15 protein-coding genes and 4 tRNA genes are annotated in these 19061 nt (G+C 71.6%); 10 read left to right on the top strand and 9 right to left on the bottom strand.

Features of this window, described 5'->3' with window-relative positions:
- Positions 1-10 precede the first annotated feature (10 nt).
- The 4 genes from AB0411_RS07635 to purM all read left to right on the top strand — a co-directional run bounded on the left by AB0411_RS07635 (position 11) and on the right by purM (position 4836).
- Positions 11-856 carry a M23 family metallopeptidase gene (locus AB0411_RS07635; RefSeq protein ID WP_366416356.1) on the top strand — a complete coding sequence of 282 codons (846 nt, stop codon included), beginning with the start codon at positions 11-13 and terminating at the stop codon, positions 854-856.
- 196 nt (positions 857-1052) lie between these two features.
- Positions 1053-1850: a maleylpyruvate isomerase family mycothiol-dependent enzyme gene (locus AB0411_RS07630; protein ID WP_366416355.1), complete on the top strand. Its 798-nt coding sequence runs from the start codon at positions 1053-1055 to the stop codon at positions 1848-1850.
- 321 nt (positions 1851-2171) lie between these two features.
- Positions 2172-3731 carry an amidophosphoribosyltransferase gene (gene purF / locus AB0411_RS07625; protein ID WP_366416354.1) on the top strand — a complete coding sequence of 520 codons (1560 nt, stop codon included), beginning with the start codon at positions 2172-2174 and terminating at the stop codon, positions 3729-3731.
- A gap of 34 nt (positions 3732-3765) precedes the next feature.
- Positions 3766-4836, top strand: coding sequence for a phosphoribosylformylglycinamidine cyclo-ligase (gene purM / locus AB0411_RS07620; RefSeq protein ID WP_366416353.1), 1071 nt, complete (start codon positions 3766-3768; stop codon positions 4834-4836).
- Between the two features lie 169 nt (positions 4837-5005).
- On the opposite strand, the gene AB0411_RS07615 is transcribed toward purM, so the two are convergent.
- Together AB0411_RS07615 and AB0411_RS07610 are read right to left on the bottom strand one after the other, a co-directional pair.
- The gene (locus AB0411_RS07615; RefSeq protein ID WP_042151574.1) at positions 5006-5251 is read right to left on the bottom strand and encodes a DUF3073 domain-containing protein; all 246 of its coding nucleotides are present in this window, start codon (positions 5249-5251) and stop codon (positions 5006-5008) included.
- 317 nt (positions 5252-5568) lie between these two features.
- Positions 5569-6687, bottom strand: coding sequence for a Leu/Phe/Val dehydrogenase (locus AB0411_RS07610; RefSeq protein WP_366416352.1), 1119 nt, complete (start codon positions 6685-6687; stop codon positions 5569-5571).
- A 197-nt stretch (positions 6688-6884) separates the two neighbouring features.
- Between AB0411_RS07610 and AB0411_RS07605 the strand changes: the two genes are divergently transcribed.
- On the top strand, positions 6885-7721 hold the full coding sequence (locus AB0411_RS07605; protein WP_366416351.1) for a hypothetical protein: 837 nt from the start codon (positions 6885-6887) through the stop codon (positions 7719-7721).
- 512 nt (positions 7722-8233) lie between these two features.
- Positions 8234-8440: a developmental transcriptional regulator BldC gene (bldC, locus tag AB0411_RS07600; protein ID WP_003949541.1), complete on the top strand. Its 207-nt coding sequence runs from the start codon at positions 8234-8236 to the stop codon at positions 8438-8440.
- A gap of 528 nt (positions 8441-8968) precedes the next feature.
- Here the strand turns inward: bldC and AB0411_RS07595 are convergent.
- From AB0411_RS07595 to hrpA, 3 genes are all read right to left on the bottom strand, one after another.
- Positions 8969-9202, bottom strand: a complete 234-nt coding sequence (locus AB0411_RS07595; RefSeq protein WP_366416350.1) for a DUF6274 family protein — start codon at positions 9200-9202, stop codon at positions 8969-8971.
- Between the two features lie 375 nt (positions 9203-9577).
- Positions 9578-9652: transfer RNA gene (locus tag AB0411_RS07590), tRNA-Asp, on the bottom strand.
- Between the two features lie 94 nt (positions 9653-9746).
- A complete protein-coding gene (gene hrpA, locus AB0411_RS07585) occupies positions 9747-13865 on the bottom strand; it encodes an ATP-dependent RNA helicase HrpA (protein ID WP_366416349.1) in 4119 nt (1372 codons plus the stop codon).
- Between the two features lie 135 nt (positions 13866-14000).
- Between hrpA and AB0411_RS07580 the strand changes: the two genes are divergently transcribed.
- Both AB0411_RS07580 and AB0411_RS07575 read left to right on the top strand, forming a co-directional pair.
- Positions 14001-15110 (top strand): ABC transporter permease, encoded by a 1110-nt coding sequence (locus AB0411_RS07580; RefSeq protein WP_366416348.1) that lies wholly within the window; start codon positions 14001-14003, stop codon positions 15108-15110.
- Between the two features lie 97 nt (positions 15111-15207).
- Positions 15208-15414 (top strand): hypothetical protein, encoded by a 207-nt coding sequence (locus AB0411_RS07575; protein WP_366416347.1) that lies wholly within the window; start codon positions 15208-15210, stop codon positions 15412-15414.
- A gap of 44 nt (positions 15415-15458) precedes the next feature.
- On the opposite strand, the gene AB0411_RS07570 is transcribed toward AB0411_RS07575, so the two are convergent.
- From AB0411_RS07570 to AB0411_RS07555, 4 genes are all read right to left on the bottom strand, one after another.
- Positions 15459-15532 (bottom strand) — tRNA-Phe (locus AB0411_RS07570).
- 4 nt (positions 15533-15536) lie between these two features.
- Positions 15537-15611: transfer RNA gene (locus tag AB0411_RS07565), tRNA-Asp, on the bottom strand.
- Positions 15612-15659: 48 nt separating this feature from the next.
- Positions 15660-15732 (bottom strand) — tRNA-Glu (locus AB0411_RS07560).
- An 82-nt stretch (positions 15733-15814) separates the two neighbouring features.
- Positions 15815-17521 carry a metallophosphoesterase family protein gene (locus AB0411_RS07555; protein ID WP_366416346.1) on the bottom strand — a complete coding sequence of 569 codons (1707 nt, stop codon included), beginning with the start codon at positions 17519-17521 and terminating at the stop codon, positions 15815-15817.
- 121 nt (positions 17522-17642) lie between these two features.
- Between AB0411_RS07555 and AB0411_RS07550 the strand changes: the two genes are divergently transcribed.
- Positions 17643-17993 carry a metallopeptidase family protein gene (locus AB0411_RS07550; RefSeq protein ID WP_366416345.1) on the top strand — a complete coding sequence of 117 codons (351 nt, stop codon included), beginning with the start codon at positions 17643-17645 and terminating at the stop codon, positions 17991-17993.
- A 252-nt stretch (positions 17994-18245) separates the two neighbouring features.
- Entirely contained in the window at positions 18246-18926 is a 681-nt protein-coding gene (locus AB0411_RS07545) for a hypothetical protein (RefSeq protein ID WP_366416344.1), read from the top strand.
- Positions 18927-19061: the final 135 nt, after the last annotated feature.

Raw genomic sequence — 19061 nt, 5'->3', positions numbered from 1 at the left:
GGGAGACGGAATGAAGTCCACCACGGAACGCAAACTCGCCAGGAACGCCGCACGCGCCTGTCTGCTGATCTTCCTCGCGATCGTCGTCGCGAGCTTCTTCGTCGAGATTCCGTATTGGTGGGGCTGGGTTCCCCTGGGCCTTTGGATACTCATCGGCTTCGGCGTGAACCGCCGGGCGGCCCGTGCCGAGGGGGGCGGCACGACCGGCCCGGCCGTGGCGCCGGTGGCCGTCGCCGCCCCGGTCGCCGGCCGCTGGAAGGCCCTCAACAGCCCCGCCGACAAGGTCCCCAGCCACGGCACACGGGTCTACGGGCAGGCGTACGCGATCGACATCGTGGCGGAACCGGAGCCGGACTCCAGGCCCGGCTTCGGCTGGTGGCCCCTGGCCCGGCGCAACGAGGACTTCCCGGCCTTCGGCGCGCCCCTGCTCGCCGTCGCCGACGCCACCGTCGTCCGTGCCGAGGACGGCAGCCGCGACCATCTCAGCCGCACGTCCTGGCCCGCGGCCCTCTACCTGCTCGCCCTGGAGGGCCCGGCCCGCGCGCTCGGCGGCGCCCGGCCGATGCTCGGCAACCACGTGATCCTCGACCTGGGCGACGGCGTCCACGCGCTCTACGCCCATGCCCGCCGCGGTTCGCTCACCGTCCGTACGGGCGACCGGGTGCGGGCCGGGGACACCCTCGGCCAGTGCGGCGACTCCGGCAACAGCAGCGAGCCGCACGTCCACTTCCAGCTCATGGACGCCGCCGACCCGGTCACCGCCCAGGGCGTCCCGTTCACCTGGCAGGGCATCGGCGTCCCGCGCAACGGCGAGGTGTTCGAGGCCGGGACGACGAAGACGACACCGACGGCCTGACCGGCCGGCGGGCCCCTGGCCGCCCCCGTATCCCGGCGGCCCGCCCAACTGTCCTACGGGAGAGCGGAGTTGGCCGCCGGTCCCGGTGCCCGCAAGGGGGCGCCGGGACGGGGCGGTGCCGGGCCCCGTCCGGTCCGCGGCCTCCGTCCCCTGAATCCGGCGGCGTCTGTCGGTGCCGCCTCGTAGGCTGACGCACATGCCTCCCACCGCCCGGAAGCCGCGCCCCCGCCGGTACGACCCGAAGAAGACCCGTACCGCCGTCACGGCCCAGCTCGCCCACGTCCAGGAGGCCGTACGCGCCCTCGACCCAGGCCAGTTGGCGCTGCCGACCCGGCTCGGCGACTGGACGGTGCGCGAGCTGGTGGCGCATCTGTCCATGGCCGTGGGGAGCGTGGCGCGCAGTCTTGAGCGGCCGGTTCCGGCGCGGGCGGAGGCCACCTTGCTGGAGTGGTCGGCGGCGGCCGCGCCGCGCGCCTCCGACGTCGACGAGCGCACCCGCGCCCTGGCCGACGCGCACGACCCCGTGGCGCTGCTGGAACGCACCGCCGCGGAGTACGCCGAGGCCGTCGCGCCGGAACCGGACGACCGGCTGGTGCCGGTCCTGCCCGGCGCGATGCCGCTGGCCGACTTCCTCGTCACCCGCTGTCTCGAACTCGTCGTGCACGGCGACGACCTCGCGGCGGCGACCGGCACCACGATCCCCTTCGACCGCCAGGCACTGGCCACCACCACCCGCCTGCTGGCCGACACCCTGGCGGACCGGGCGCCCGGCGGATCGGTGGAGCTGCGCATTCCGCCGTTCGCCGTGGTGCAGTGCGTGGCGGGCCCCAAGCACACCCGCGGCACCCCGCCGAACGTCGTCGAGACCGACCCGCTGACCTGGATCCGGCTGGCCACCGGCCGGACGTCCTGGGCCGAGGAGCTGGCCGCGGCGACCGTCGGCGCCAGCGGCGAACGGTCCGACATCGGCGGCTTCCTGCCCCTGCTGAGCTGACGGGCACGGGCCGGGCGCCCCGCACGCGGCCGACGGCTCGGCGCCCCGCACGCGGCGCCGGTCCCGACCGAGGGGCGTCGCGCATCTCACACGGAGCGGAACGCGCCCCCGAGCCGCAAGATCCACACCGCCTGCGCCACGCGCCCCGCACCCCGCGGCGCACCAGGTGGGCCAAGGGATCCGGGGCGTGCCGGCGCGCCGGCACGCGCCCCTTGGGCGTCGTGGCCACGTCAAGTCCAACCCATGTCATTCATGCACTCATCCAGGTCCGGGGCCATCCCCGGTTCGGATGAATGCGCGACCTGCCCTAGACTCGGTGCCGTGCCACGTGGTGACGGACGACTCAACCACGACCTGCTCCCCGGCGAGAAGGGCCCCCAGGACGCTTGCGGCGTCTTCGGTGTCTGGGCTCCGGGTGAAGAGGTCGCCAAACTCACCTATTTCGGGCTGTATGCGCTGCAGCACCGTGGACAGGAGTCCGCGGGCATCGCGGTGAGCAACGGCTCCCAGATCCTCGTCTTCAAGGACATGGGCCTGGTGTCCCAGGTCTTCGACGAGACTTCACTCGGCTCTCTCCAGGGCCATATCGCCGTGGGCCATGCCCGCTACTCCACCACCGGTGCCTCGGTGTGGGAGAACGCCCAGCCGACGTTCCGTGCGACCGCGCACGGCTCGATCGCGCTCGGCCACAACGGCAACCTGGTGAACACCGCCGAGCTGGCGGATCTGGTCTCCGCGCTGCCCCGCGAGGGCGGCCGGGCGACCCAGGTCGCGGCCACCAACGACACCGACCTGGTCACCGCGCTGCTGGCCGGCCAGGTCGACGAGGACGGCAAGCCGCTGACCGTCGAGGAGGCCGCCCCGCGCGTCCTGCCGAAGGTCAAGGGCGCCTTCTCGCTCTGCTTCATGGACGAGCACACGCTCTACGCCGCCCGCGACCCGCAGGGCATCCGCCCGCTGGTCCTCGGCCGCCTGGAGCGCGGCTGGGTGGTGGCCTCCGAGAGCGCCGCCCTCGACATCTGCGGCGCCAGCTTCATCCGGGAGATCGAGCCCGGCGAGATGGTCGCCATCGACGAGAACGGCCTGCGCAGCAGCCGCTTCGCCGAGGCCCGCCCCAAGGGCTGCGTCTTCGAGTACGTCTACCTCGCCCGCCCGGACACCGACATCGCCGGCCGCAATGTGTACCTCTCCCGGGTGGAGATGGGCCGCAAGCTGGCCGCCGAAGCGCCGGCCGACGCCGACCTGGTGATAGCGACGCCGGAGTCCGGCACGCCCGCCGCCGTCGGATACGCCGAGGCCAGCGGCATCCCCTACGGCTCCGGACTGGTCAAGAACTCCTACGTCGGCCGGACCTTCATCCAGCCCTCGCAGACCATCCGCCAGCTCGGTATCCGTCTCAAGCTCAACCCGCTCAAGGAAGTCATCCGCGGCAAGCGCCTGGTGGTCGTCGACGACTCGATCGTCCGCGGCAACACCCAGCGCGCCCTGGTCCGGATGCTGCGCGAGGCCGGTGCGGCCGAGGTCCACATCCGGATCTCGTCCCCGCCGATCAAGTGGCCGTGCTTCTTCGGCATCGACTTCGCCACCCGCGCGGAGCTGATCGCCAACGGGCTGAGCGTGGAGGAGATCGGCAAGTCGCTGGGCGCCGATTCGCTCGCGTACATCTCCATCGACGGCATGATCGAGGCGACCACCATCGCCAAGCCGAACCTCTGCCGCGCCTGCTTCGACGGCGAGTACCCGATGGACCTGCCCGACCCGGATCTGCTGGGCAAGCACCTCCTGGAGTCGGAGACCGCGAGCCGGACGAAGTCCGACGTGGACGGCGTCCAGACGCTCACCGCCGGGGTCGGCGGCGCCGACGCGCTGCGTCGCCCGTAGAGCTCGTTCACACACGACAGGAAAGTGCTCAGCCATGTCCGCTGAATCCTCCGGTGCCAGCTACGCCGCCGCGGGCGTCGACATCGAAGCCGGCGACCGCGCCGTGGACCTCATGAAGGAGTGGGTGAAGAAGGCCACCCGCCCCGAGGTCGTCGGCGGCCTGGGCGGTTTCGCCGGCCTCTTCGACGCCTCCGCCCTCAAGCGGTACGAGCGCCCGCTGCTGGCCTCCGCGACCGACGGCGTCGGCACCAAGGTCGACATCGCCCGCAAGATGGGCGTCTACGACAGCATCGGCCACGACCTCGTCGGCATGGTCGTCGACGACCTGGTCGTCTGCGGCGCCGAACCGCTGTTCATGACCGACTACATCTGCGTCGGCAAGGTCTACCCGGAGCGGGTCGCCGCGATCGTCAAGGGCATCGCCGAGGGCTGTGTGCTGGCCGGCTGCGCGCTGGTCGGCGGCGAGACCGCGGAGCACCCGGGGCTGCTGGGCGCGGACGAGTTCGACGTCGCCGGCGCCGGTACGGGCGTCGTCGAGGCGGACCGGGTGCTGGGCGCGGATCGTATCCGTACGGGCGACGCGGTGATCGCCATGGCGTCCTCCGGGCTTCACTCGAACGGGTACTCGCTGGTCCGCCATGTGCTGTTCGACCGTGCGGGAATGGCCCTGGACCGGGACGTCCCGGAGTTCGGCCGCACGCTCGGCGAGGAGCTCCTGGAGCCCACCAAGATCTACTCGCTGGACTGCCTGGCGCTGACCCGGACGACCGAGGTGCACGCCTTCTCGCACATCACCGGCGGCGGCCTCGCCAACAACCTCGCCCGGGTGATCCCGGACGGCCTGCACGCCACCGTCGACCGCACCACCTGGACGCCGGGCCCGGTCTTCGACCTGGTCGGCGCGGCCGGCTCGGTCGCCCGCCCGGAGCTGGAGAAGACCCTGAACATGGGCGTCGGCATGATGGCCGTCGTTCCGCAGGGTTCGGTGGAGGCCGCCCTGACCACGCTGGCCGACCGCGGTGTGGACGCCTGGGTGAGCGGCGAGATCACCGACCGCGGCGACCGCGCCGAGGCAGTGACCCTGACCGGTGACTACGCGAGCTGAGCGGACGGAGCTCTCCCGCGGCCGTGTACGGGCCGCGGGAGGGGCCACCCTCCCGGGCAGCCGTCGGTACGGCCGCGGTCCCCGGGGTCATCCGGGCAGCACAGAACCCGGTCCGGGCAAAGCCCAGGACCGGGTCCGTGATGCTGTTATGGGTGCCGCGAGCAGAGACTCAAGCGCGACGACGCTGGTCCGACGAGTCGCCCTCGTCCTCTTCGTCGTCGTTGTACAGCTCTGCGTACCGTGCGTACGGGTCGTCGTCCTCGTCATCCTCGAACGGCTCTCCGTTCGGAGGCTGCTGGTTCGACTGCGTTGCACCCAGCTCGTCGGCCAGTCGTGAGAGATCCGTCCCACCGCTGCTGTACTTCAGCTGGCGGGCGACCTTTGTCTGCTTGGCCTTGGCCCGGCCGCGCCCCATGGGTCGACCCCCTCAATGACGGGGCTCGATGGCCCCAGAGTCTTGACACGCGTTCATGGATCAGAGCGGGCTCTCGACAGAGAGACCGGCCCGTAGGGCTTTAACGGTACCTGCTTCCGCGGCCATACGGTACGTCGCCCGCATCACCCGCCGCTCGGCACGACCTGCAAGGTGCCCCGTCCCCGCTGGTCAACTGCGATTTTAACCTGTCCTGTACGGCGACCCGCCGACGGGTGGTGAGGGATGTCTCCCCCGACCGTCCGCGGCGGGCCGCGCAAGGCTGTGTTTCCGGCCGATCAGGCCGCCGTTCGGCCGGGTCAGGCGCGCCGCGCCTCCGCCATGCGCTGCTCGGCCAGACGGTCGGCGGCCGCGGCGGGCGGAATGCCGTCGGCCTTCGCACGAGCGAATATCGCCAGCGTGGTGTCGAAGATCTTCGCCGCCTTGGTCTTGCAGCGGTCGAAGTCGAAGCCGTGCAGCTCGTCGGCCACCTGGATGACGCCGCCGGCGTTCACGACGTAGTCGGGGGCGTAGAGGATGCCGCGGTCGGACAGGTCCTTCTCGACGCCGGGGTGGGCGAGCTGGTTGTTGGCCGCGCCGCACACCACCTTCGCGGTCAGCACCGGCAGCGACTCATCGCTCAGCGCACCGCCCAGGGCGCACGGCGCATACACGTCCAGGCCCTCGGTGCGGATCAGCGCTTCGGTGTCCGCAACCGCCGTGACCTGCGGGTACTTGGCACGGACCCGGGCCACCGAGTCGGCGCGGACATCCGTGATCACGACCTCGGCGCCGTCCTGGAGGAGGTGCTCGACGAGGAGGTGGCCGACCTTGCCGACGCCCGCGATGCCCACCTTGCGGCCGCGCAGCGTCGGGTCGCCCCAGGCGTGCTGGGCCGAGGCGCGCATGCCCTGGAAGACGCCGTAGGCGGTCAGGACGGAGGAGTCGCCGGCGCCGCCGTTCTGGGGGGAGCGGCCGGTGGTCCACTTGTTCGTGCGGGAGACGACGTCCATGTCGGCGACGTAGGTGCCGACGTCGCAGGCGGTGACGTAGCGGCCGCCGAGCGAGGCCACGAACCGGCCGTAGGCGAGCAGGAGTTCCTCGGTCTTGATCAGGTCGGGGTCACCGATGATCACGGCCTTGCCGCCGCCGTGGTCCAGCCCGGCGAGGGCGTTCTTGTAGGACATGCCGCGCGAGAGGTTCAGGGCGTCCAGCACGGCCTCCTCCTCGGAGGCGTAGGCGTGGAAGCGGGTGCCGCCGAGGGCGGGGCCCAGGGCGGTGCTGTGGATGGCGATCACGGCCTTCAGGCCGCTGGCACGGTCCTGGCAGAGAACGACCTGCTCGTGGCCCCCCTGCTCCGATCGGAACAGGGTGTGCAGAACGCCGCCGTCGGTGCCGGCGTGGGCCGGACGTACGTCAGTCACTGTGGTGACTCCCATAAGTCGCGAAGGACGCCCTCCTTCGGGTGGGGAGGGCCGGTTGAAAAGAGCGTAAGACCTGCGGGGCCGGTTGATCGGTCGGGTGCCGAGGATCACCCTCTCCCGGGGGACGGGCATGGGACGATCTGGTCGTATCGCAGGCCGGCGGGGGCCCTCCGGAGCGCCCGGCGGTGGACTTCCCCTTTGAAGGAGCGGGCGTGGCCCTGGCGTCGTCGGTGAAGGTCCCGTACATGGCATATCTGCGGGTCTACGAGCCGCTGGCCGCGTTCCCCGAGCCGGAGCGCAGCCACTGGGCGCGCTATGCCAAACGGGAGGACACCCCCACCGCCCAGGACGAGCAGCGCCGGGCGCTGGCCGACCTGCTGGCGACCCCGCCGGTGCCGGTGCCGGTGCACGAGAGCGCGGACGCCTTCGTCGCCGTGCTGAACGAGGTGACCTGCGTCTGTCCGTGGCGTACCCGGCTGCGCGGCTGGCAGGCCCTGGAGGCGCTGGACGAGCTGCTGCCGGCGTCGGTGCTGGATGCCGCGCTGCCCCCGGTGGTGCGGCTGCAGGCGGCCGGCGACTACGAGCGGTGGCGGGAGCGCAACCCGGACGCCAGGCCCTGGATCCGCGGCGCCGCCTGGCACGTCCCGGTCCGCTGGTTCGTGCTGTTCGACGACGACGAGCGGGAGTACACCAAGGGTGAGCAGGCGCCCGTGATGCGTTACCGGACGCCCATGGTGGAGGCGCGGCGGCGGGTCGCGCGGGGGCTGCGCACGCTGCGCGACGCCCTGGAAGAGGGGCCGCTGATCGACGGCCTGGTAGATGTGGGGCGCTGGCTCGAGGAATTCCATCCGCGCTCGCTCGTGGAGCTGGACTACGGAGGGCTGGTGCACGCGGTGCCCGAGGAGCAGCTCGCCGAGGACCGCTCCGCCGCCGAGGTGGCGGAGGGGCTGGCGGCGCTGCGCGAGGGGGACGGCGAGCGGGCCGGGGTCGCGTACGAGAAGCTTTCCCAGCGGTGGCGGGCGGTGCGGGAACGCCAGTTCTCCAGCTGAGCGCCGGTGCGGTGCAATGGTAGGTATGCGGAATCGGTTCCTTCGCTTTTCGGTGGCCGGGCGGCAAAGGACGTAGGTCCCTATCCGGGCGATTGCCTCAAGCGTGACCTAAAGCACTGACTTCGGGTCTTGCTCCCAAGCCATACCCTCGTGCCAAAATAGGACAAGGAGCCCGACGTGGGCTCCTTCCGTCCAACTAAGGGCGGATAGATCGGTATTGCGTTCCTTGAGGGGTCTCGTGGCGACTGATCACGCTGTGACTGATCGTCACGGACGGGTGACTGTCCGCTATGGCACGGTCCATCGGCTTCCGCCGAGGTTGAACACCTGAGAGGGCAATTCCATCGGTTTGGCCGACGTGGCTGGACAGATGGTGTAGTTGTAGTGCCGAGGACAAGCCGTTCGTCCTATAACCGACTCGGCCCGCGTCCGCCATTTCGGGCAACGTGGGTCAAGGTGCAGAATTTAGAGGAAAGAACCGTGATGGTTCGGTTCTCCCGAGGAGGCCGCTCATGACCGCTCGCACCCCTGACGCCGAGCCGCTGCTTACCCCTGCCGAGGTTGCCACGATGTTCCGCGTGGACCCGAAGACGGTGACCCGCTGGGCCAAGGCAGGCAAGCTCACGTCCATCCGCACGCTCGGAGGGCATCGGCGTTACCGCGAGGCTGAGGTCCGCGCACTGCTTGCGGGTATCCCGCAGCAGCGCAGCGAGGCCTGAACAACCGCATAACCAGGTCGTTTTCGGGGCCCCCAACCCGAAAGCGCCTGCTTTGCACCCCTGGCTTCACCTGCTTCACCACGCTCCACACAGCTCCATATGACGCGGCGCCTGCCCCAACAGGCCCCACACCCGCTCCATCTGGGTACGTCACCGATCGCGCTGGACTCCGCCGGGTCCAGCGCGATCTTTTTGTGTGCGCCCGCTCCAGGGCCCGTCAGAGCGGTCGGGCCGCCCCGGCGCCGACACCACCCCGGACGCCGGTCAGGGCGCCTTCAGGGGTCCTGTAAGGGCCTTCGTGCGCGGACCCTGCGGGCTCGTTACTGAGTCGTTCACAGGTAGTGCAATTGCACATATTAAATTGACCGGTTGTATGGGGGGTGTAAGTTCCGCATCGCGCCAAACTTGTTCAGTGACACCCGTCACACTACGCGGCGCTTGAAGACGATACGTCCGCTGCGGTAGAGAACTTCCCCCGCCACGCCCAACAGCGTGTCACCGCACGGGCGGTGACGCATGCGCCGTTGGTCATCCGGCCGCGGGACTTTCGTCCTCGGCCGCCGGCGGCTCACAGGCGGTCGGCGACGGCGCGGGGGCGGGCGTCGGCGCCGGGCCCCCCGAACGGGCCGTGTGCGGCTCCATGGCGAGTCGTAGCAGCTGGTGGCAGATGGGGCAGTGCCGCATCAGATGGCGATAGCCCGTGGCCGCCGACAGATGGGCCCGCAGCAGCGCCCTGGTCTCGTGCCGTACCGCAACCGTCATTGCACATACCTCCCCGGCCCCCATGCCCTTCCTCAGTGAGTACCGGCGGTACGTGCCGCAGTCAATACGGCGGGCTGCAATCCGGCTACGCACCGCATTCGGCGGGGGTGGGTGGGGACGGAGGTGCGGGCCCCTTCCGGTGGGCCCGGCCGGGGCGCGCGTCGGTGCTGCTCAGCGGTCGGGGAAGAGGGGGCAGATGCCCTCGGCCCGTGGGTGGGGGGAGCGCCGGGGTGGTGCGTGCGCGGGTTCGTGATGCGGGCCGTGTGGACGGGGCCTGACGGGGCGTGTGGTGTCCGGGAGGAGGTGGTCGCGCGGCGGGGCCGGTCCGGACAGCAGTACGGCCCGCATCCGAGAAGGATGCGGGCCGTGAAAATGCGGTCCTGACGGGATTTGAACCCGCGGCCTCCACCTTGACAGGGTGGCGAGCACTCCAAACTGCTCCACAGGACCTTGCGTTTCGCTTTCCGCTTGCGGCGGGCTGCGAAGCAAGACTCTACAGCAGGTCAGGGGGTGCGGTCGAACTCGGTACCGGTGGCCCTCGTTCCTAGGGCGCGGCGGCGTCCACCGCCTTCACGATCCGCTTGTCGGAGACCGGGTACGCGGTGCCCAGGGCGTGCGCGAAGTAGCTCACCCGGAGCTCCTCGATCATCCAGCGGATCTCCCGGGCCGCGGCCGGCACCGGGCGCCCCTGCGGGAACTGCTCCAGCAGCCAGGCGTATTCGTCCTGCATCTCCTTCACCTTCGCCATCCGGGTGCGGTCCCGCTCGGCGTGGGTGGGCAGCTGCTGCAGGCGGCGGTCGGCGGCCACCAGATAGCGCATCAGGTCCGGCAGCCGCTTGGCGCCGTGTGCCGTCACGAAGCCCGGCTTGATCAGCGCCGCCAGCTGCTCCTTGACATCCGTGAGCGACGGCAGCAGGGAGGGGAACGCCGTCTCCTTCAGCCGGCGCTCACACGCCTGCCAGGCGGCCAGCACCTCCTGGACCTGCTGGACGGTCCGGAGCGTGACGTCCACCAGATCGGCGCGCACGGCGTCGAACAGCTTGCGGAAGGACTCCTCGTCCCACGCCGGGCCGCCCCGGGCCGCGATCAGCCGGTCGGTGGCGGCGGTCACACAGTCCTCGAAGAGCGCCCCGATGGAGCCGTGCGGATTACGGGACAGTGCCAGCTTCTGCTGGTTGCTGAGCTTGCCCTGGGCGAACTTGGCCGGATTGGACGGGATGTTGAGCAGGATGAGCCGCCGGGTGCCCGCCCACATCGCCGTGAGCTGTTCGGCCTCGGTGTCGAAGAGGCGTACCGCGACGCTGCTGCCCTCGTCGACCAGCGCCGGGTAGGCCTTCAGCGGCTGGCCCCCGCGCCGGGTCTCGAAGGTGCGCGGCAGGGTGCCGATCGTCCAGGACGTCAGCCCCGTCCGCTGCTCCGGGCCGGCCGCCGTCTGCCCGGCGCCCGCGCCCTCCCCGCGGTCCCCGGCGGGCCGCTCGGCGGCCTGCTCGAAGGCCTTGGAGATGGCCGCCCTGGTCTTCGGCTTGAGCGCGAGCCGCAGCGCCTCCAGGTCCTTGTCCTCGGCGAGCTTGCGGCGCCGCTCGTCGATCACCCGGAAGGTGATCTTGAGGTGGTCGGGGATCTTCCCCGGATCGAAGTCGGCGGCCTCGACCGGTACGCCCACCATCCGCTGCAGCCCGGCGGCCAGAGACGTCGTCAGGGCGCCCTGGAGGGGGACCGTGGTGTCCAGGAAGCGGGCCGCGAAGTTCGGCGCCGGGACGTAGTTGCGGCGGATCGGCTTGGGAAGCGACCGGATCAGCTCGGTCACCAGCTGCTCGCGCAGGCCCGGGATCTGCCAGTCGAAGCCCTCGGAGGAGACCTGGTTGAGGACCTGGAGCGGGATGTGGACGGTCACGCCGTCCGCGTCCGCGCCCGGCTCGAACTGGTAGGTGACCTTGAACTTCAGCTTTCCCTGCCGCCAGGAATCCGGATAGTCGTCCTTCGTGACGGCCTCGGCGGACTCGTTGATGAGCATGGAGTGCTCGAAGTCCAGCAGCTTCGGCTCTTCCCGGTGCTGCTTCTTCCACCAGGCGTCGAAATGCGCCCCGGAGACCACATCGGCGGGAATGCGCTGGTCGTAGAAGTCGAAGAGCGTCTCGTCGTCCACGAGGATGTCGCGGCGACGGGCGCGGTGCTCCAGCTCCTCGACCTCGCCGAGGAGCTTGCGGTTGTCGTGGAAGAAGCGGTGGTGGGTGCGCCAGTCGCCCTCGACCAGGGCGTTGCGGATGAACAGGTCCCGCGAGGTCTCCGGGTCGATACGGCCGTATGCGATCTTGCGCTGGGCGACGATCGGGACGCCGTAGAGCGTCACCCGCTCGTACGCCATCACCGCGGCCATCTTCTGTTCCCAGTGCGGCTCGCTGTACGTCCGCTTGACCAGGTGCTGGGCGAGCGGTTCGATCCACTCCGGCTCGATCTTCGCGTTCACCCGCGCCCACAGGCGGGACGTCTCGACCAGCTCGGCGGACATCACCCAGCGCGGTGGCTTCTTGAAGAGCGCGGAGCCGGGGAACACCGCGAACTTGGCGCTGCGGGCGCCCAGATATTCGTTCTTGGCGTCCGTGTCCTTGATCCCGAGGTGCGAGAGCAGACCGGAGAGCAGGGAGGTGTGGATGTGGTCCGGCGCCGCGTCCTCCTCGCTGAGGTGGATGCCCATGGTCTTGGCGACCGACCGCAGCTGGGAGTAGATGTCCTGCCACTCGCGTATCCGCAGGTAGTTCAGGAACTCGCTCCGGCACATCCGGCGGAAGGCGGAGGAGGACAGCTCCTTCTGCTGCTCGCGGACATAGCGCCAGAGGTTCAGGAAGGCGAGGAAGTCGGAGGTCTCGTCCTTGAAGCGGGCATGCTGCTGATCGGCCTGCTGCTGCTTGTCGGCGGGCCGCTCGCGCGGGTCCTGGATGGACAGCGCCGCCGCGATGACCATGACCTCGCGGACACAGCCGTTGCGGTCGGCCTCCAGCACCATCCGCGCCAGCCGCGGGTCGACCGGCAGCTGGGAGAGCTTGCGGCCGAGCGGGGTGAGCTGCTGCCCCTTCTGTCCCGACCGGGGGGACTTCTGCTGGGTGTCGAGCGCCCCGAGCTCGACCAGCAGATCGATGCCGTCCTTGATGTTGCGGCGGTCCGGCGGGTCGATGAACGGGAACTTCTCGATGTCGCCGAGGCCGGCCGCGGTCATCTGCAGGATGACGGAGGCGAGGTTGGTGCGGAGGATCTCGGCGTCGGTGAACTCGGGCCGGGAGAGGAAGTCGTCCTCGGAGTACAGGCGGATGCAGATGCCGTCGCTGGTACGGCCGCAGCGGCCCTTGCGCTGGTTGGCGCTGGCCTGCGAGACCGGCTCGATGGGCAGCCGCTGGACCTTGGTGCGGTAGCTGTAGCGGGAGATACGGGCCATGCCGGGGTCGATGACGTACCGGATGCCCGGGACGGTCAGCGAGGTCTCGGCGACGTTCGTGGCCAGCACGATCCGCCGGCCCGTGTGCCGCTGGAAGACGCGGTGCTGCTCGGCGTGCGACAGCCGCGCGTAGAGAGGGAGGACCTCGGTGAACGGCAGGGCCTTCTTGTTGAGCGCGTCCGCGGTGTCGCGGATCTCCCGCTCGCCGGAGAGGAACACCAGGATGTCGCCGGGGCCCTCCGCCTGCAGCTCGTCCACGGCGTCGCAGATCGCGGTGATCTGGTCCCGGTCGGCGTCCTGGCCGCCCTCTTCCAGCAGCGGGCGGTAGCGCACCTCCACCGGATACGTACGGCCGGAGACCTCCACGATGGGGGCGCTCGGCTTCGCCTCGTCGCCGCCGGAGCCGTCCGGCGTCCCCGAGGCGCCCCGGCCGCCCCCCGCGTCCACGGCGGCGAAGGTGCCGAAGTGCCGCGCGAATCGCTCCGGGTCGATGGTCGCGGAGGTGATCACGACCTTCAGGTCGGGGCGCCGGGGCAGCAGCTGGGCCAGATAGCCGAGGATGAAGTCGATGTTGAGGCTGCGTTCGTGCGCCTCGTCGATGATGATCGTGTCGTACTGGCGCAGCTCGCGGTCCGTCTGGATCTCGGCGAGCAGGATGCCGTCCGTCATCAGCTTGACGAGGGTGTCGCCGCCGACCTGGTCCGTGAAGCGGACCTTCCAGCCGACCGCCTCGCCCAGCGGGGTCCTCAGCTCCTCGGCCACCCGCTCGGCGACCGTACGGGCCGCGATCCGGCGGGGCTGGGTGTGCCCGATCAGGCCCCGGATGCCGCGCCCGAGCTCCAGGCAGATCTTGGGGATCTGGGTGGTCTTGCCGGAGCCGGTCTCACCGGCGACGATCACGACCTGGTGGTCACGGATCGCGGCGAGGATCTCGTCCTTCTTCTGGCTGACCGGCAGCTCTTCCGGATAGGTGATCCCGGGTACCGCGGCGCGCCGCTGCTCGACCCGCAGCTCCGCCTCGTCGATGCCGCCGGCGATCTCGGCGAGCACGGCCGCCCGGGCGTCGGGCTTGCGGATCCGGCGCGCGCCGTCGAGCCGGCGGCCCAGCCGCTGCTGGTCGCGCAGCATCAGCTCGGGCAGCCGCTCCAGCAGGGCGGGAAGCGTGGGAGCGGGGGTGCCGGGCGGGGAAGGAGCAGCGCCGTCGGGCAGGGCGGAGGCAGGCTGACTGGACATACGTCCCCCAGGATCTCACCTCACGTAATCGACTGGCGAACCATTTGCCCGCACGGCCGGATCACGGGCACCGAGGCCGCCGCACCCGGGGCATCTGCCCGGGTATGTCCGGCATGGCTCCTTTAGCGTGTCCCTATGTCCGATCATCGCGGCGATTCCGGTGCGCCCGGCGATTCCGGTGCGCCCGGCGGGCCCGCTCCGCACGGCGCCCACGGCCGGCCCGGGACCGTGGCGGCGCAGTGGGCGGCCTTCAAGAAGTCGCCCTACCTGCCCGCGGTCGTGCTGACCCTCATCGTCGCCGCGGCGGCCGGCCTGTTCGCGGGCTCGTACACGTACGCCATGGCCAATCCGACCCCCCGGTCCATCCCCACCGCCGTGGTCGGCTCCCCCGACACCCCGGCGGTGAAGAGGTTCACCCAGGGGATGGAGAAGGCACTGAACGCCTCGCTCCGGCTGACCGGCTACCCCACGTACGGCCGGGCCCGGCGGGCCGTCGACGAGCAGGAGGAGTTCGCGATCCTGCGGGCCCGCGGCAAGGGCGTGGAGCTGGACCTCTCCAGTGCCTCGGGCGCCACGGTGGCCCAGCTGCTGGCCCAGTCGGGCGTACAGGTCGGCAGGGCGACCGGTGTGGACGTCCGGATCCGGGACGTCAAACCGCTGCAGAAGGGCGATCCGCGCGGCCTGGCGCTGTTCTACATCTCGCTGGCCGCGGTGATCATCGGCTTCGTCGGCGCGATCCAGCTCAGCGTGCACGCCCGCGCCCTGGAACCGGCCGAACGGATCGCCTGCACCGCGGTCTATGCGCTGCTGGGCGGCTTCGCCATCGCCGCGGTGGTCGACTGGTGGCTGGGCGCGCTGCGCCTGCCGTTCACGGAGTCCTGGCTGATCCTGGCGCTGACGATGTTCACGTCCGGCATGGTCTTCACGATGTTCAACGCCCTCATCGGGCGCTGGGCGATGATCCCCACCTGGGGACTGATGGTGCTGCTCGGCAACCCCTCCTCGGGCGGCGCGGTCTCCTGGCCGTTGCTGCCCTCCGCCCTGGGTCTCGTCGGCCGCTGGCTGCCGCCGGGCGGCTCGGTCAACGCCCAGCACACCGCCGTCTACTTCGGCGGCCACCAGCACGCCTTCCCCTTCCTGGTGCTGGCCGGCTGGTCGCTGCTCTCGTGCACGGTCTTCTGGATCTGGCGGCACCGCCACCCGGGTGGCCGCGAGACGGCGCCGGCGCTCGCCGGGGACGCCTGAGACGGTGCTCCCGCCGCCGCGGCACCCTGCGGAAAACCGCATGACGACGCCTTCGCGCAGGCGCGAGGATGACCGTATGGACAAGGGTTTACGACGAATGGCGGGCATTGCCCTGATGGTCGCGGGCATCGCGTTCGCCGGCTGGCTGGTCTTCGGCGCGCCGCACGACTGGGACGGCGAGGCGCGGTGGGTGCGGATGGCACTGGGCCTGGGCGCGACGGGGGCGATCAGCGGCGGCGCCCGGCTGATCTTCTGGCAGCCGGAGGACGGGCGCGCCGCGGAATCCGGCGCCGACCGGATATGAAGAAGGCCCCGATTCCAGGAATCGGGGCCTTCTCCCAATGGGTGTGGCTGGGGCCGGGGTCGAACCGGCGACCTATCGCTTTTCAGGCGATCGCTCGTACCAACTGAGCTACCCAGCCGCAGCGGTCCTGACGGGATTTGAACCCGCGGCCTCCACCTTGACAGGGTGGCGAGCACTCCAAACTGCTCCACAGGACCTTGCATTGCGCGAAAGCGGCGTGAGCCAGTCTCGCACACGGTGTTGCGTGCCCCCAACGGGATTCGAACCCGTGCTACCGCCTTGAAAGGGCGGCGTCCTGGGCCACTAGACGATGAGGGCTGGTGGCCACCTTGGCGTCGTTACCGGCGCCGTCGGGGACGTGAGAAGCATATGGGATGGGAGGACCGTTCGCCAAAACGGTTTACCGGGGGCCGCCGGAAGGGACCCTGGCCGGGCGGTGGGCCGGGCCGTCCGGCGCGGCGGACGGCCCTCCGGCCGGGTGGGGGGAGCCGGACGGCGAAGGGGTGGCGCCGGGTTGGTTCTCGCGGGGGAGGTGGCGGCTGACCTCGGCCCGCGACAGGCCCAGTCCGCCGAGGGTGATCTCGTCCCACGCCTGCAGCCGTTTGGTCGTCCGGTCCAGGTAGAGCACCGACGCCTCGACCGGCGCGGGCTTCTTGTTCTGCACCGCGCGCAGCCCGCCGCCGCCCGTGGAGCCCTCGACCATCAGCCGGGTGCCCTGGGGGAGCGTGGTGTTCTCGCGGTGGTGGAGGTGGCCGGCCAGCGCCAGCGGGGCCAGGCCGTCCGCCTCGGTCACCGCGGCGGGGTTGTGCGCGAGCGCGATGTCGACGGGCGTGCCGGCCAGCCGCTGGGTGCGCAGCGAGTCGGCGAGCCGGCCGCCGGCGGTGCGCTCGGCGGGGTCGCCGGCCGTCACCACGGAGCGGTCCGGGGTGAACTGCGGGTCGCCGACGCCCGCGAGGCGCAGCCCGGCGACCCGGGCGACCCTGCCGTGGTCCAGGACGGTGACGCGGGGGCGGCCGGTCAGGTACTTCTGCGTGCTGCGCGAGTCGTGATTGCCGCGCACCCAGACGTACGGGGCGCCGAGGGACGGGACCGGGTCCAGGAAGTGGTTCTCGGCGGCCGAGCCGTGGTCCATGGTGTCGCCGGTGTCGATGATCACGTTGATCCGGTACTGCTTCACCAGGGACGCGATGATCCGCCAGCTGCCGGGGTTGAGGTGGATGTCGGAGACGTGCAGCACCCGGATGGTGGTGGGGTCCGGCTGGTAGACCGGCAGCGTCGAGGTGGCGTCGTAGAGCTTGGTCACATTGGTGACCAGGCGCGCCAACTCCTTCTGGTAGACGTTGAATTCGCTGACGATGTTGCGGGCGTTGCCGACCACGGACGGGGCCGAGGAGAGCAGCCCGGAGAACCTCGGCTCCAGTACGGACTTGGGGTTCCAGGTGGCGTAGGCGGTGCCGGCCGAGGCGGCGAGCAGGGCGAGCGCCAGCCCCCCGGCGGCCAGTGCCCGGCGCGGGCGGCGGTAGACGGCCAGTCCCAGCGCGGCCGCGCCGGACGCCACGGCGGCACAGGAGTGCAGCGCCAGCCCCAGGGTGGCGCGGGTGACGTCGTGGGTGACCTCGTCCTGCAGGCCGGCGAACCGCTCGGGGTGGTCGACCAGCGCCCGGGAGCGGACCGGGTCCAGCCGGTCGACGTCGACATCGAGCCGTACGGGTCCGTAGTGGCTGCTCAGTTCCAGGTCGCCGAGGGGCGGGACGTCGATCCTGGTGCCGCCGGTCAGTGAGGGGCGCAGCGCCATGCTGGTGTCCATCGGGCCGACGGGGGCCCGGACGCCGCCGATCAGGACCAGCCCCAGCCAGGCGCCGAGGACGGTGACGGATATCAGGCCGAGGGCGGAGCGCAGGGGGCGGCGCGGGGCGGTGCCGAGCGGGGGTGCGGAGCGTGGTGGCCCGCCGCGGGTGGCGGCGGGGGCCGTACGGCGGGAGCGGTAGGCGCGGCGGACGGCCGCGGGCAGTGCGGATACGCCGTCGAGCCAGGTGCGGAGCAGCCGGTGCAGCGGGTGGCGCGGAGGGTCGGGGTGCGATGTCCGGGAGCGCGCGGCGCGGGCCATTGGTCCCGTATGCCCGGTCGTGGGCGCCGTTAAGCGAGGAGCGTTCGCTTCCGGTTGGGGTGCGGAGTGGCGGGCGGGCCGGGACGATCGGGGGTGGGGCCGGGTGGCGGAGAATGGTGGTGTGCTGGAAATGACGCGCGAGGACTTCGAGGAACTGGTCGCCGAGGCGCTGGACCGGATTCCGCCGGAGCTGACCCGGCTGATGGACAACGTGGCGGTCTTCGTCGAGGACGAGCCCCCGGCCGGGGACCCCGAGCTGCTCGGGCTCTACGAGGGGACGCCGCTGACCGACCGCGGGGAGTGGTACGCGGGGGTGCTGCCGGACCGGATCACCGTCTACCGGGGGCCGACGCTGCGGATGTGCGCCACGCGCGAGGACGTGGTCGCGGAGACCGAAGTGACGGTCGTTCATGAGATCGCCCACCACTTCGGGATCGACGACGAGCGGCTCCACGCGCTCGGCTACGGCTAGGGGCGTCCTCCCCGGATCTCCGTGCCCCCTGGGTCCGCTCCGGCTGGCAGGGCCCCGGACCGGGCCCGCGGGGGCGGCTCCCACGGGCCGGTTGCGCGTCGCCCGCCCGGTGGGAGCGCGCGGGTCCGGGCCCGGCCAAAGAGCGTGACCGGCGCGATCGGGCGGGCCCCGTGCGTGTCCTCGGGCGGGCGGCGGGAGTTGGGCAGGGCGTCCGTGCCGCTGTCCCTGCGCTCCGGATCCGGAGGTCCCGCCGTGCGCCCGAGCCCCTGCCACCCCTCGCCCCCGACGCCGACACCGTCCTCGTCGTCGGCCGATCCTGCCGCCCCGTCACGTCCGACGGCGCGCCGCAGGCACTCCCGGGCCGTCGCCGCGGCCGTGGCCGTCTCCGCGCTGGCCGCCTCGCTGGCCGGCTGTATGAGCGTGAGCGATCCGGAGGAGAAACCGAGACCCTCCGGCTCCGCCGCGCGGCACGACGGGAAGGACGGGCTGTCCGGCCGCGGGGTGACCGTGGACGGCCAGGGCGGCGGGCCGCGGCGGATGGGCCACCACGGCGCCGGCCGCCCGGCCGGCGGCGACGACAAGGGCAAGAAGAAGGCGGGGAGCGCGGAACCGACGCCGTCCGAGCCCGGCGAGCCGTCCCAGCCCGTGCAGCCGTCGGGGCCCGAGCCGGGGACCGGCGGGGCGCACGGCGGCTCCGCGGGGCACGGCGGCCGGCCCGGGCACCCGAAGCCCTCGCCGACCCGCCCCGACCACCCCGCGACCCCGCCGGCCACGCCCCCGCCCAGTACGCCCACCGCACCGGCGACCCCGCCGCCCGCCAGCCCCCCGCCGCCGAGCACCCAGGCCTCCGGGCCGTCCCCGGTCGCGCCGATGTCGCCGTTGCAGACCTCACAGTCGTCGCAGTCGGACCTGTACGACGGCGCAGGGGCATAGCGGGAGCGGGAGGGGCATAGCGGCCGGACGAATCGGGCGCCGGGCGGGGGCGCGTAGCCTGGTGCGTACGGGGGCGTCAGGGGGCGGACGGCGGGGGCCGCAAGGTCATTTGCCATCCGGGGGGCGGAGTGCGTA

It is taken from the genome of Streptomyces angustmyceticus (genome assembly GCF_040701845.1).
Classification (GTDB): Bacteria; Actinomycetota; Actinomycetes; order Streptomycetales; family Streptomycetaceae; genus Streptomyces; species Streptomyces angustmyceticus_A.
This window is presented reverse-complemented; position numbering and strand designations above follow the sequence as displayed.

Bases quoted from the DNA above. Each gene is read 5' to 3' on its own strand.
- AB0411_RS07635 (WP_366416356.1), top strand. From the start codon at position 11: ATGAAGTCCACCACGGAACGCAAACTCGCCAGGAACGCCGCACGCGCC.
- AB0411_RS07630 (WP_366416355.1), top strand. From the start codon at position 1,053: ATGCCTCCCACCGCCCGGAAGCCGCGCCCCCGCCGGTACGACCCGAAG.
- purM (WP_366416353.1), top strand. From the start codon at position 3,766: ATGTCCGCTGAATCCTCCGGTGCCAGCTACGCCGCCGCGGGCGTCGAC.
- AB0411_RS07615 (WP_042151574.1), bottom strand. From the start codon at position 5,251: ATGGGGCGCGGCCGGGCCAAGGCCAAGCAGACAAAGGTCGCCCGCCAG.
- AB0411_RS07610 (WP_366416352.1), bottom strand. From the start codon at position 6,687: ATGGGAGTCACCACAGTGACTGACGTACGTCCGGCCCACGCCGGCACC.
- bldC (WP_003949541.1), top strand. From the start codon at position 8,234: ATGACCGCTCGCACCCCTGACGCCGAGCCGCTGCTTACCCCTGCCGAG.
- AB0411_RS07595 (WP_366416350.1), bottom strand. From the start codon at position 9,202: ATGACGGTTGCGGTACGGCACGAGACCAGGGCGCTGCTGCGGGCCCAT.
- hrpA (WP_366416349.1), bottom strand. From the start codon at position 13,865: ATGTCCAGTCAGCCTGCCTCCGCCCTGCCCGACGGCGCTGCTCCTTCC.
- AB0411_RS07580 (WP_366416348.1), top strand. From the start codon at position 14,001: ATGTCCGATCATCGCGGCGATTCCGGTGCGCCCGGCGATTCCGGTGCG.
- AB0411_RS07575 (WP_366416347.1), top strand. From the start codon at position 15,208: ATGGCGGGCATTGCCCTGATGGTCGCGGGCATCGCGTTCGCCGGCTGG.
- AB0411_RS07555 (WP_366416346.1), bottom strand. From the start codon at position 17,521: ATGGCCCGCGCCGCGCGCTCCCGGACATCGCACCCCGACCCTCCGCGC.